The following is an 11,332-nucleotide window of genomic DNA, read 5'->3' on the forward strand; positions in this document are numbered from 1 at the left end:
GGGCGATGACAGTTTGCGTGTGGTGAGCCTTAAGCCGCAACCACAGCCGGGATCGGCAGCGCGGTGACCGACTTGATCTTCTCCATCGCGAAGCGCGAGGTGACGTTCTTCAGCGGCACGGCGCTGATCAGTTTCTTGTAGAACACGTCATAGGCCTGCATGTCCGCGACGACGACGCGCAGCATGTAATCGACGTCGCCGGCCATGCGATAGAACTCCATCACCTCAGGCATGGCGCTGACGGCGTCGGCGAACCTCTTGAGCCAGGCGTCGGAATGGTCGGAGCTCTCGACCGACACGAACACGGAGATGCCGAGCCCGATCTTGTTCTGGTCGACCAGCGCCACCCGCTTGGTAATCACGCCGTCGGCCTCCAAGCGCTGGATGCGCTTCCAGCAGGGGGTCGAGGACAGGCCGACGCGGTCGCCAATCTCGGCGACGGAGAGGGAGGCATCGTCCTGCAGCACCATCAGAATCTTGCGGTCGATGGCGTCGAGGCGGCGGCTGGTCTCGGGGAGTGGGACGGCGAGATCGGTCATTTGAAGAACTTTGTTCCATTTCAAGGGACGTTTTCCCTGATATAGAGAAAATCTTTCTATAGCAAGTCTATAATCTTGGCGCCCGCTCCAACGTCGCCGCCGGCGACGTGCTCAAAAGCTCTTCAACTTCAACGCGTTGCGGGGCGGCCAGGCCGCCACCAGGACGGGTGCATTTCAGCGCCGCGGCGGCCGCGGCGAATCGCAGCGCCTGCCGCACGCCGCCACCTTCGGCGAAGCGAAGCGTGAAGGCGCCATGGAAGACGTCGCCGGCGCCGAGCGTATCGACGGCCTGAACCGGGAAGGCCGGCGTCTGCTCCAATGCGCCGGTCTCGTTCAGCCAGATCGTGCCATACGGACCGCGGGTGGCGGCGAGGAAGGCGGGCGTGAGCGCGGCCAGGCGCTTCAATGCCGCGCCGTCATCGGGGATGCCGGCTGTCTCCTGCAACTGGTCACTGGCGAACAGCAGATGTGAGGCGGCCGTGAGCAGGCTGTCCTGCAACGACATCGCGCGGTCGACGCCGACGATGACGGCAATGCCGCGCCGGCGTGCCTCGGTGCAGAGCGAAGTTGCGAACGCGGCGCAGCGGCTTTCGACGAGAACCGCCCGGCAATCGGCGAGCAGCTTGTCGGCGTCGGGCAGCTCGACTGTCCACAGGGCCGGATCGCGATAGATCGTGAGCGTTCGCTCGCCCGTCGCGTCAATGATGATGGCAGAGACGGGCGTGCTCGCATCAGGTATGCGCACGATATGGCTTGTGTCGATATTTTCGGATGTCATGCGGTCGAGAATGAAGCCGCTCGACGTCTCCTGCGCATCGCCCATCGGACCTGCGAACGCGACGCGGCCACCAAGCCGAGCGATAGCGATCGCGGCATTGAGTGCGTTGCCGCCGCAAATCTCCGCGAGATGCCTGGCATTCGCCTTGCTGCCGCGCGCGGGCACGGTTTCGACACGAAAGGTCAGGTCGCGCACGGGAATGCCGATGCAGAGGATGCGCGGCGCGATCCCTGGTGCAGCCATCTCCGTCTCAGCTCTTGTCGTGCACCCAGCGGCCGAGCAGGTGATGCGCAATCGCAAACGGATGCGGGCCGGCGAGCCCGTCAGGATGCGTCCGCGTCAGCATCAAGGCCGCCTCCTCGCGCGTGAACCAGCGCGCATCCTCCAACTCGGAGTGATCGACGACGATGTCCTCGCTCACCGCCCGCGCGCTGCACCCGATCATCAGCGACGACGGATAGGGCCAGGGCTGGGTCATGTAATATTGCACCTCGGTGCAGCGAATGCCGGATTCTTCGAAAATCTCGCGGCGCACCGCGTCCTCGATGGTTTCGGCGGCCTCGACGAAGCCGGCGAGGCAGGAATACATGCCCGGCGGAAACTGCTTCTGGCGGCCGAGCAGGCATTTGTCGCCGGCGGCGACGTGCATGATCACGACAGGGTCGGTGCGCGGGAAATGCTCGGCCTTGCAACTCGGGCACTCCCGCTTCCAGCCGCCTTCCTTCATCGCGGTACGCGTGCCGCAATTGGCGCAATAGCCGTGGCGCTGATGCCAGCTCACCATCGACTTCGCCATCGCGATCGCCGACAGCTCCTGCGGCGGCACCGCGCCCTGCATCGCCATGCCGCGCAGCTCGCTGAGGGCGTAGTCCTCGCGCCCGATCAGCTTCTCGGACGCGGCCTGCGACAGGCCCATCCCGAACATCGCGGCGCCGCCGCGCAAGCCTAAGAAGATCGTGCCGGGATTGGCGCCGCATTTCAACGCCTCGTCGATTCCGAGCAGCGCGCGCACTTTGTCGCCCTCGCGCTTCACCAGCAGTGAGTCGCGATAGACCACATAGGCGCGCGACGACGGCTTCTGCTCCATCGCGAACAGCTTTTCGTCGTCGCGGCGCAGATGCGCGGCGCGGTCGAGAATGTTGGTGACGAAGGCGGGTTGTCCCAGTGGAAACGAGTCGAATGCTGACATTTCTTGTTCTTTCAACCCAACCAGATCTTGCGGCGAAGCGCGCTGATGAAACTCTGCACCTCGGTGGCGTCGTGCGCCAAGGGCTGCATCACGCCCCAGACCGGCCGCGGCCAGGCGGCGTCACTGGTGCGGCGCGCGATGATGTGGACGTGAAGCTGCGGCACGAGGTTACCGAGTGCCGCGATGTTGAGCTTGTCGCATTGGGTGATCTCCTTCAGCGCGCGCGAGACGCGGGAGATCTCCGTCATCAATTGCGCCTGCTGCACCTCGTCGAGGTCGATGATCTCCACCGCGTCGGCGCGTCGCGGCACCAGCAGCAGCCAGGGATAATGCGCGTCCTTGATGACCAAGACCTTGCACAGCGGCAAATCGCCGATGTCGATAGTGTCCTCTTTCAGGCGGGAGTGCAGCGACCAGGCGGGTTCGGACATAAAGGTTTCCGGATGGCCCGATGGGATCGGGCATGGCGGGGCGGAACCCCTGAATATTTGCTGCGACCATACGATACGGAATCTGATTGGGGAAGGATGGCGCTCCGCAGAGGCGGCATACGCGATCGTCGTCCTGGACAAGCGCAGCGCCGATCCAGGACCCATTACCATCGGATTGGGTTTGGCGAAGATTCGGGGTTACCGACCTCGTGCCGCAACTTCTCTTTGGGGCAATGGGTCCTGGCTTTCGCCAGGACGACGGTGGGGGCGTGCCTTTACCCCTCCGCCAACACCCGCGCATTGGCGCGGACCGAGGCTTCGCTGACGCGGATGCCGAGGCCGGCACCGTCCGGCACCACGACGTGGCCGCCGCGATTGGCGACGCGCTCTTCCAGCACGTCCTCGGTCAGCACATGATGCGGCATGTAGAATTCGCAGCCGAGCGAGATGCCCGGCGTCGCGGCGATCAGCTGCGTGCCGGCGGCAAGCCCGATGCCGCCCTCCCACAGCGTGCCGCCATAGCCGGGCAGGCCCGCGATGTCAGCGATCGCCATGATCGCCTGCGCCTCGAACAGGCCGCCGGCCTTCATCAGCTTGATCGAGACGGCATCTGCCGCCTCGCGGCGCACCACCTCCATCATGTCGCGGCGGTCGAAACAGCTTTCGTCGGCGAGCACCGGCGTTTCCAGCGCCGCGGTGAGCTGCGCCATCACGTCGAGAAATTTGCGCGGCACCGGCTGCTCGATGAAGGTCGGCGCAAACTGCTCGATATCGCGCAGGATTTTGATGGCGCCGAACGGCGCCAGCGCCTGGTTGTAATCGACGCGTAGATCGACCTTGTCGCCGAATTCTTTCCGGATCGCCGCGAGATGATCGAGATCCTCGCGATGCGGCTTCACGCCGGTCTTGACCTTGTAGATCAAATTGCCGTCCGGAACCATCTTCCGCATGCGTTCGAGATCGGCGGCGAAATCCGGATCGGCGATCGAGAACGACAGCGGGATCGTGTCGCGTACGCGCCCGCCGAGCAGGTCGGCGACCGAAAGTCCCGACGACTTGCCGACGATGTCGAGCAGCGCCATCTCGATCGCGACCTTGGCTTCGGCATGTCCGACCAGCGCACGATCGAGCTCGGCCATCAGCGCGCGGATGCGGCGCACCGACTTGCCGAGCACGATTGGCCGCAAATAGATGTCGAGCGCGGCGAACGCCGCTTCCGGCGTTCCCGTGAACACTTCCCATGGTGCCGCCTCGCCCCAGCCGATCACGCCGTCGCTCGACGTGAGCTCCAGCAGCACGCGCTTCACCGTACCCTTGACGTTGCCGACGCCCTGGAGGCGCGCCATCTTGATCGGGCTCTCGATCAGGAACAGCCTGAGACGTTCGATGGTGGCTTCGGTCATGTCAGGCCTCCATTGACGTGCCAGACCTGGCCGGTGACGTAGGATGCTTTTGGGGATGCCAGGAAGGCGATGATCTCGGCGACTTCCTCCGGTCGCCCGCGGCGGCCCATCGGGATCAGCGTCTCGGTCGCGGCGATCTGCTCGGGTGTAAGCCGGCTTTCGCTGGGCTTGTCCTTGACGATCAGGCCCGGCGCGACGGCGTTGACGGTGATGCCCTCCCTGGCGAGCTCGACTGCGGTGAGCCGCACCAGCGCTTCGAGCGCGGAGCGGCTCGCGGCCGTCGCTGCAAAGGGCGCGAACTCCGGCCGGATCGCGTGAGCGACGAACGACGACACCGCCACGATCCGCGAATCTCGCCCTGCACGCAGCAGCGGCAGCGCGGCGTCCACCAACCGTGTGAACGCCAGCGCCGACTCGTCCATTGCCTTGCGGAACTGATCCGCCGGCGTACCGATGGCGCTGCCGCGCCGGGCATGGCCGCCGATCAGGATCAATCCGTCGAGCCGGCCGAAGGCACGTTGCGTAGCGGCGACGGTGTCGGTGGCCGCGGTCTCCTCGGCGAGATCGCCGAGGCATTTTGCGACGATCGCGCCTTGCGCTTCGGCTTCCGCCGCCGTGGCGTCGAGGCCGGCTGCGTTGGAGCGCGTGTGCAGCAGCAGCGCAGTGCCGGGCCCCGCGAGCAGTTTTGCGGTGGCGCGGCCGATGCCGCTGGCGGCGCCGGTGACAAGATAGACGCGATCGATTTCGGACATCACGATGCCGTTGTAACCGGCGGCAGCGCGCCGGTGCGGTGGAAATGGCTGAGGAACGCGCGCGTCGCTCCTTCCTGCGGATTGTCGATCACCTGTCGCGCCGGGCCTTCCTCGACCACGACGCCGTCGCGCATGAAGATCAGACGGTCGGCGACTTCGCGGGCAAAGGCGATCTCGTGGGTGACGATCACCATGGTCATGCCCTCCGACGCCAGCTGCTGCATGACGTTCAAGACCTCGCCGACAAGCTCGGGATCGAGCGCGGAGGTGACCTCGTCGAACAGCATCACGTCCGGCTCCATGGCGAGCGCCCGCGCAATCGCGACGCGCTGCTTCTGTCCGCCGGAGAGCGTTGCCGGATATTGGTCGGCCTTCTCTGCAAGGCCCACCTTCGTGAGTTGGGCCCGCGCCAGCTTCTCGGCGTCCGCCTTGGCCATGCGCCGCACCGTGACCGGTCCCTCCATCACGTTCTGCAGCGTCGTCATGTGCGGGAACAGATTGAAATGCTGGAACACCATGCCGGTGGTGGTACGGAATTTGGCCAGCGTCTTCACATCGGGGAGCTTCGTACCCTCGCCGAACGAAAAGCGGGTGTCGCCGACGCGAACGCTGCCGCCGTCGGGCGTCACCAGGAGGTTGATGCAGCGGAGCAGCGTCGACTTGCCGGAGCCGGACGGGCCGATCAGCGCCACGACGCCGCCCTTCGCGACATCCAGGCTGATGCTCTTCAAAACCTCGTTGCTGCCAAAGCTTTTGCGCAGCGCCCGGATCTCGATCTTGGAAGAGGTGTCGCTCATTCGCCGACCGCCAGTCGCTTCTCGCCGCGCCGGACCATGATGGTCAGGGGGATCAGGATCGCCGCATAGGCGACCGCGACGGCGGTGTAGGTTTCCAGCGGACGGTAGCTGTCATGGGCGGCGACCTGGCTCTGATAGACCAGATCAGGCACCGCCAGCACCGAGACCAGCGAGGTGTTCTTGAACTGGATGATCGACTGGTTCATCAGCGCCGGGATCATGCGCTTGATCGCCTGCGGCAGCACGATGCGCCGCATGCTCTGTCCCGGGGTCATACCGAGCGCGGCACCGGCTTCGGACTGGCCGCGGTCGATCGAGATGATGCCGCCGCGGATGATCTCCGAATAGAACGAGCCGCCATAGAGCGACAGCGCCAGCGCCGACGCCGTGATTGGGGTCATCTCGACACCCGCCAGGATCGGCAGCGCGTAATAGAACCAGATCAGCTGCACCAGGATCGGCGTGCAGCGGAACGCCTCGATGAAGGTGAGCGCGAGCAGGCGCACCGCGCGAAAGCGCGACAGGGTGCCGAACGCGCCGAACAGGCCGAAGACGAGGCCAAGCACGACGATGACCACGGTGAAGCCTACGGTGACGCCGAGCCCGTTGAGAAAGAGCCAGCGATAGCTCCAGAGGATGCCGAAGTCCCACTGATACATGCGTGTGTTACTCGTCGAACGCCTTGACCGCCGGCATTGTCGTCCGGGGCGATGCGAAGCATCGAGCCCGGAATCTCGAGATTCCGGGTTCGCCCTTTGGGCGCCCCGGAATGACAGTGGAAGACTACAGCGAAACGCCCGGCGGAATGTCCGCCTCGGTCACGCCCACCAGCTCCATGTTGGTGATGATGGCGTTGCGAATGAAGCCGAGGCCTTTGTTGAAGTCGATCCAGGTGTTGACGTAGTCGCGCCAGGTCTTGTCGGTCTCGCGGCGGAAGCCGGCGTTCGACGTGGTAGCAAAGATCGGCGTCGGCAGCACGAACTGGCCCAGCGAGGGATTTTTCTTCAGCACCGTGAGCGACAGCATGGTGATCAGGCACTGCGCGTCGACGCGGCCGGTCTGGAGCGCGGCGGTGGCGTCGTCGGCGGTCTTCAGCCGCGAGATCTGCGCCTTCGGCGTCAGGCGGCTCACGACTTGGTCGTGCGAGGAGCCCTGGTCGACCGCGATCTTGATGTCGGGCGAGTTCAGCTCGGCCCAGCTCTTCGGCTTGAAGTCCTTCTTGCAGAGGATGCCGAAGGCGTTGTTGAAGACCGGCACCGAGAAGTCGACCACCAGCGCGCGCTTCGGGGTCGGGTTGAGGCCGAAGAAGATGTCGATCTTGTTGGACTGCAGGTCGAGCACCGAATTGCCCCAGGTGGTCTCGGTGATCTCGAGCTCGGCCTCCATGTCCTCGGTGAGCGCCTTGGCGATGTCGACGTAAAAGCCTTTCCACTGGCCGGTCGAAAGATCCTTCATGTAATAGGGCGCGCCGCCGCCGACCGCGCCGATCCGCATCTTCTTGGTGCGGCGGATGCGGGCGAAGGTCGATTCGTTGGTATCGGCGGTCTGCGCCACGGCAGGGGAGGCCAGCGTCGCCGCGCCAATCGCGCCAAGTCCGACAATCGATGCAACATCACGACGTGTAACCATTGGGATCAATCGCTTTTCTGTTGGAAGAAGTTCCGGCAGCGTTCTTACCAAGGCGCCTCCGGCAGTGAAAGCACAGCCTATCGGCTGGGCAGACCAGGAATTGCCCGGATGCTGGGCAAGCCACCATGAAGCCGCGCCTGTTCAAGCCGATACCCGCTTGCTTTCCGGTCCTTTTGGCCCCAAATAGGGGCCGGGAGATTGGCGGTGGACGAGCCACTCGCCAACCGGGTCAGGTCCGGAAGGAAGCAGCCCTAACGAGGTCCGGATCGGGTCGCTCGTCAGTCTCCTACCTGTTTTTCCGAGCGAATTGCGCCGGCGGCTCGGGCCGCCAGCGCGCTCCTTTCCGCAAAGCCGGCCGAAAGACACTTCATTGCGGATCGACCGATGACCGACGCTGGCGCCCCTCCCAACCCTGACAGCGCCGGCCGGGCCAGCACGCCCTACCGGGTGCTGGCGCGGAAATACCGTCCTTCCTCGTTCGACGATCTGATCGGCCAGGAAGCCGTGGTCCGCACCGTCTCAAATGCGTTCGAGACCGGTCGCATTCCGCAGGCCTGGATTCTCACCGGCGTCCGCGGGGTCGGCAAGACCACCACTGCGCGCATCCTTGCCCGCGCGCTCAACTACGAGATGCCGGATGGCTCGGTGAAGGGCCCGACGGTCCAGATGCCGACGCTCGGCGTGCATTGCCAGGCCATCATGGAAAGCCGGCACATGGACGTGCTGGAGATGGACGCGGCCTCGCACACCGGCGTGGACGACGTCCGTCAGATCAATGACAGCGTCCGCTACGCGCCGGCCAGCGCCCGCTACAAGGTCTACATCATCGACGAAGTCCACATGCTGTCGACGGCGGCGTTCAACGCCTTCCTGAAGACGCTGGAGGAACCGCCGGAGCACGCCAAGTTCGTGTTCGCAACGACCGAGATCCGCAAGGTTCCGGTCACGGTGCTGTCGCGCTGCCAGCGTTTTGACCTGCGCCGCGTCGAGGCCGACGTGCTGATGAAGCATCTGGCCAACATCGCGGCCAAGGAAAACGTCGAGATCGAGCCCGAAGCACTAGGTATCATCGCACGCGCCGCGGAAGGCTCGGTGCGCGATTCGCTCTCGCTGCTCGATCAGGCGATCGCGCATGCGGCAGGCACCGTGAAGGCCGATGCCGTCAGGCAGATGCTGGGGCTCGCCGACCGCACCCGTGTCATCGATCTTTTCGATTCTCTGGCGCGTGGCGACATCGCGTCCGCGTTTAGGGAGTTCCGCGACCAGTACGACGTCGGCGCCGATCCGATCGTCGTGCTCTCGGATCTCGCCGAATTCGTCAATTTCGTCACCCGCGTGAAGATCGTGCCGGCGACCGCCGACAACGTCGCCTATGGCGAGACCGAGCGCGTGCGCGCGCGGGATTTCGCCTCGAAGATCTCGATGCCCGTGCTGTCGCGGATGTGGCAGATGCTGCTCAAGGGCATCACCGAGGTGCAGGCCGCGACGCGGCCCGCCGCAGCCGCCGAGATGGTGCTGGTGCGCATCGCCTATGTCGCCGACCTGCCGACGCCTGACGAAGCGATCAAGATGCTGGAGCAGAACGGCGGTGGTTCGCCGGTCGTGAGCGGCGGCAGTGCCGCGCGCAACGCGCCGGCCGGGCCGGTGGCGTCCGCGGCTCCCGTTCGCATGCCGAATTCGTCACCGTCCTCGTTCGGCGGCGGTGGTGCTCGTCCGCAGATGGCAACACCCGCGCCGGATCCGCAAGCTGCCACGCCCGTGTTGCGCGTCACGAGCTTCACCCAGCTCGTTGCCCTGGCCGGGCAGAAGCGCGACCTCCTGACCAAGGGCGCGCTCGAAGGCGACATGCGCCTCGTTCGTTTCGAGGAGGGCCGGCTGGAAGTCGCGCTCGAGCCGAACGCCTCCAAGACCATGATTTCCGATCTCGCGCGAAAATTCGAGCTCTGGACCGGGCGCCGCTGGACCGTGATCGTCTCCAACGAGCCGGGCCAGCCGACGCTGCGCTCGGTAAGCCAGGCGGCCAAGCAGGAACATGCGCGCACCGCCGAGGCCGATCCGCGCGTGCGCGAGGTGCTGTCGCGGTTTCCGGGTGCGAAGGTCGTCGAGGTCCGCAGGCTTGCCCCCCAGGCGCCGGAATCCGATATTAACGCCGACTATGGCAGTGACGATCCGCCCGACGGTTCCGACGGCGACGATCTCTAGAGCATGATCCGGAAAAAGCGTGCAGCGCTTTTCCGACTGGATCACGCTCAAAACAATCAGCGAAGGCGCGACGATGAGTCATCGCGCCAACCAAGGACAGCACCGATGGTCGATATTTTCGGCATGATGAAGCAGGCGCAGCAGCTGCAATCCAAGATGCAGGAGATGCAGGACCAGCTCGCCAACGTCGAGGTCGAGGGCATCTCCGGCGGCGGTCTCGTCGCCGTGCGCATGACCGCGAAGATGGACGTCAAGGGCGTCAAGATCGATCCTTCGCTGATGAAGGCGGAAGAGCGCGAGGTGCTCGAGGATCTGCTCGTCACCGCCTTCGGCGAGGCCCGCCGCAAGGCGGAAGCCGCCATGCAGGAGAAGATGCAGTCGCTCACCGGCGGGCTCGGTCTGCCGCCGGGGCTGTCGGGGCTGTTCGGCCAGTAGGATGGGCGCTGTTGCGGGTCCTGAAATCGAGCGGCTGGTCCAGCTTCTCGCGCGGCTGCCGGGCCTCGGTCCGCGCTCGGCGCGGCGCGCCGCGTTGCATCTGATCAAGAAGCGCGAAGCGCTGATGATACCGCTGTCCTCGGCCATGCAGGTCGCGCTCGAGAAGGTCCAGGTCTGCAAGACCTGCGGCAACATCGACACGCAAAGTCCCTGCACGGTCTGCACCGATCCGAGGCGCGACCCCTCGATCATCGTCGTCGTCGCCGACGTTGCCGATCTCTGGGCGCTGGAACGGGCCAATGCCACTCAAGGGCGCTATCACGTGCTGGGTGCGACATTGTCGCCGCTCGACGGCGTCGGCCCGCAGGACCTCACCATCGAGGCGCTGGTCGCGCGCGCGCATGAGGCACAGGTGCATGAGGTCATCCTGGCGCTGAATGCCACCGTCGACGGCCAGACCACGGCACATTACATCACCGACCTGCTTCAGGACGCCAACGTAAAAGTAACCCGGCTCGCCCATGGTGTGCCGGTCGGCGGCGAGCTTGATTATCTCGATGAAGGTACGCTATCGGCCGCGATGCGGCAGCGCACCCTGTTCTAGCCATCCAGACTTACGGAACGGACGACATGACGAAACTTTTCGCCACACGATGGGCTTTGGTCGCGACGCTGACGATGCTGGCGACGCCGGCCATCTCCGCGCAACAGGACGACGGGGCTCCGCCGCCGTCGAAGCCCGGCAAGCCGATCAATGCCGGGGAGGTGCTGTCGGGCGAGCTGAACACGATGAAAGTGCGCGACGTCAAGAACGTCGGCAAGCGGGTTGCGACCTACCAGATCACCTCCGAGCCGCGCCGACTGCCGCCGCCGAGCGGGCTGTGCAATCTCGAGACCGGACCCGAAACCTTCCAGCTCGTTCCCAGCGGCGACGCGCAGGCAGCGCAGCTGAAGACGTTTGCCGGCAAGGAGATCTCGGTCAAGGTCGACGAAGTCGCCTGCGCCAGCGATCCCGGCCAGATGAGCGAGGCCGTGATCACGAAATGGAGCCTGATCAAGAAGCAGTAGGGGGCGCCCCGTTTGCTCGCCACACATATAAGCGCATCTGTTTTTCGTCATGCCCGGGCTCGTCCCGGGCATCCACGTTTTTGGCGCCGCGTAGCAAGGCGTGGATGGG

The 11,332-nt window shown here is 65.1% G+C and carries 13 protein-coding genes and 1 other RNA gene; 5 read left to right on the forward strand and 9 right to left on the reverse strand.

The window, feature by feature from the left end; translation table 11 throughout:
* Positions 1-29: 29 nt before the first annotated feature.
* The 9 genes from IVB13_RS35860 to IVB13_RS35900 all read right to left on the reverse strand — a co-directional run bounded on the left by IVB13_RS35860 (position 30) and on the right by IVB13_RS35900 (position 7,518).
* Complete coding sequence (locus IVB13_RS35860; protein ID WP_018453007.1) at positions 30-539, reverse strand: Lrp/AsnC family transcriptional regulator; 510 nt, start codon at positions 537-539, stop codon at positions 30-32.
* Between the two features lie 67 nt (positions 540-606).
* Positions 607-1,560 (reverse strand): sugar kinase, encoded by a 954-nt coding sequence (locus tag IVB13_RS35865; RefSeq protein ID WP_018453008.1) that lies wholly within the window; start codon positions 1,558-1,560, stop codon positions 607-609.
* A 7-nt stretch (positions 1,561-1,567) separates the two neighbouring features.
* Positions 1,568-2,506, reverse strand: a complete 939-nt coding sequence (nudC, locus tag IVB13_RS35870; protein ID WP_018453009.1) for an NAD(+) diphosphatase — start codon at positions 2,504-2,506, stop codon at positions 1,568-1,570.
* An 11-nt stretch (positions 2,507-2,517) separates the two neighbouring features.
* A complete protein-coding gene (locus tag IVB13_RS35875; RefSeq protein ID WP_018453010.1) occupies positions 2,518-2,937 on the reverse strand; it encodes an HIT family protein in 420 nt (139 codons plus the stop codon).
* Positions 2,938-3,212: 275 nt separating this feature from the next.
* Positions 3,213-4,340 (reverse strand): muconate cycloisomerase family protein, encoded by a 1,128-nt coding sequence (locus IVB13_RS35880; RefSeq protein ID WP_018453011.1) that lies wholly within the window; start codon positions 4,338-4,340, stop codon positions 3,213-3,215.
* Complete coding sequence (locus IVB13_RS35885) at positions 4,337-5,092, reverse strand: SDR family oxidoreductase (RefSeq protein WP_018453012.1); 756 nt, start codon at positions 5,090-5,092, stop codon at positions 4,337-4,339. Before IVB13_RS35885 ends, IVB13_RS35880 begins: the two co-directional genes overlap by 4 nt.
* Positions 5,092-5,889 (reverse strand): amino acid ABC transporter ATP-binding protein, encoded by a 798-nt coding sequence (locus tag IVB13_RS35890; protein ID WP_018453013.1) that lies wholly within the window; start codon positions 5,887-5,889, stop codon positions 5,092-5,094. Before IVB13_RS35890 ends, IVB13_RS35885 begins: the two co-directional genes overlap by 1 nt.
* Positions 5,886-6,548 (reverse strand): amino acid ABC transporter permease, encoded by a 663-nt coding sequence (locus IVB13_RS35895; protein ID WP_018453014.1) that lies wholly within the window; start codon positions 6,546-6,548, stop codon positions 5,886-5,888. The genes IVB13_RS35890 and IVB13_RS35895 overlap by 4 nt, the downstream gene beginning before the upstream one ends.
* Positions 6,549-6,672: 124 nt before the next feature.
* Positions 6,673-7,518 (reverse strand): transporter substrate-binding domain-containing protein, encoded by an 846-nt coding sequence (locus tag IVB13_RS35900; RefSeq protein WP_247492240.1) that lies wholly within the window; start codon positions 7,516-7,518, stop codon positions 6,673-6,675.
* Between the two features lie 193 nt (positions 7,519-7,711).
* On the opposite strand from IVB13_RS35900, the gene ffs reads away from it, so the two are divergent.
* The 5 genes from ffs to IVB13_RS35925 all read left to right on the forward strand — a co-directional run bounded on the left by ffs (position 7,712) and on the right by IVB13_RS35925 (position 11,223).
* An RNA gene (gene ffs / locus IVB13_RS35905) (signal recognition particle sRNA small type) lies at positions 7,712-7,808 on the forward strand.
* 94 nt (positions 7,809-7,902) lie between these two features.
* Positions 7,903-9,720, forward strand: coding sequence for a DNA polymerase III subunit gamma/tau (locus IVB13_RS35910; RefSeq protein ID WP_247492252.1), 1,818 nt, complete (start codon positions 7,903-7,905; stop codon positions 9,718-9,720).
* 105 nt (positions 9,721-9,825) lie between these two features.
* A complete protein-coding gene (locus tag IVB13_RS35915) occupies positions 9,826-10,155 on the forward strand; it encodes a YbaB/EbfC family nucleoid-associated protein (protein WP_007597704.1) in 330 nt (109 codons plus the stop codon).
* 1 nt (position 10,156) lies between these two features.
* Positions 10,157-10,759 (forward strand): recombination mediator RecR, encoded by a 603-nt coding sequence (gene recR, locus IVB13_RS35920; RefSeq protein WP_018453017.1) that lies wholly within the window; start codon positions 10,157-10,159, stop codon positions 10,757-10,759.
* A gap of 26 nt (positions 10,760-10,785) precedes the next feature.
* Positions 10,786-11,223, forward strand: a complete 438-nt coding sequence (locus tag IVB13_RS35925; RefSeq protein ID WP_026232439.1) for a hypothetical protein — start codon at positions 10,786-10,788, stop codon at positions 11,221-11,223.
* Positions 11,224-11,332 lie beyond the last annotated feature (109 nt).

Source organism: Bradyrhizobium sp. 17 (assembly GCF_023073515.1).
GTDB classification, from domain to species: Bacteria; Pseudomonadota; Alphaproteobacteria; order Rhizobiales; family Xanthobacteraceae; genus Bradyrhizobium; species Bradyrhizobium canariense_D.

Bases quoted from the DNA above. Each gene is read 5' to 3' on its own strand.
- recR (WP_018453017.1), top strand. From the start codon at position 10,157: ATGGGCGCTGTTGCGGGTCCTGAAATCGAGCGGCTGGTCCAGCTTCTC.
- IVB13_RS35925 (WP_026232439.1), top strand. From the start codon at position 10,786: ATGACGAAACTTTTCGCCACACGATGGGCTTTGGTCGCGACGCTGACG.
- IVB13_RS35860 (WP_018453007.1), bottom strand. From the start codon at position 539: ATGACCGATCTCGCCGTCCCACTCCCCGAGACCAGCCGCCGCCTCGAC.
- nudC (WP_018453009.1), bottom strand. From the start codon at position 2,506: ATGTCAGCATTCGACTCGTTTCCACTGGGACAACCCGCCTTCGTCACC.
- IVB13_RS35895 (WP_018453014.1), bottom strand. From the start codon at position 6,548: ATGTATCAGTGGGACTTCGGCATCCTCTGGAGCTATCGCTGGCTCTTT.
- IVB13_RS35875 (WP_018453010.1), bottom strand. From the start codon at position 2,937: ATGTCCGAACCCGCCTGGTCGCTGCACTCCCGCCTGAAAGAGGACACT.
- IVB13_RS35885 (WP_018453012.1), bottom strand. From the start codon at position 5,092: ATGTCCGAAATCGATCGCGTCTATCTTGTCACCGGCGCCGCCAGCGGC.
- IVB13_RS35865 (WP_018453008.1), bottom strand. From the start codon at position 1,560: ATGGCTGCACCAGGGATCGCGCCGCGCATCCTCTGCATCGGCATTCCC.
- IVB13_RS35915 (WP_007597704.1), top strand. From the start codon at position 9,826: ATGGTCGATATTTTCGGCATGATGAAGCAGGCGCAGCAGCTGCAATCC.
- IVB13_RS35890 (WP_018453013.1), bottom strand. From the start codon at position 5,889: ATGAGCGACACCTCTTCCAAGATCGAGATCCGGGCGCTGCGCAAAAGC.
- IVB13_RS35880 (WP_018453011.1), bottom strand. From the start codon at position 4,340: ATGACCGAAGCCACCATCGAACGTCTCAGGCTGTTCCTGATCGAGAGC.
- IVB13_RS35910 (WP_247492252.1), top strand. From the start codon at position 7,903: ATGACCGACGCTGGCGCCCCTCCCAACCCTGACAGCGCCGGCCGGGCC.
- IVB13_RS35900 (WP_247492240.1), bottom strand. From the start codon at position 7,518: ATGGTTACACGTCGTGATGTTGCATCGATTGTCGGACTTGGCGCGATT.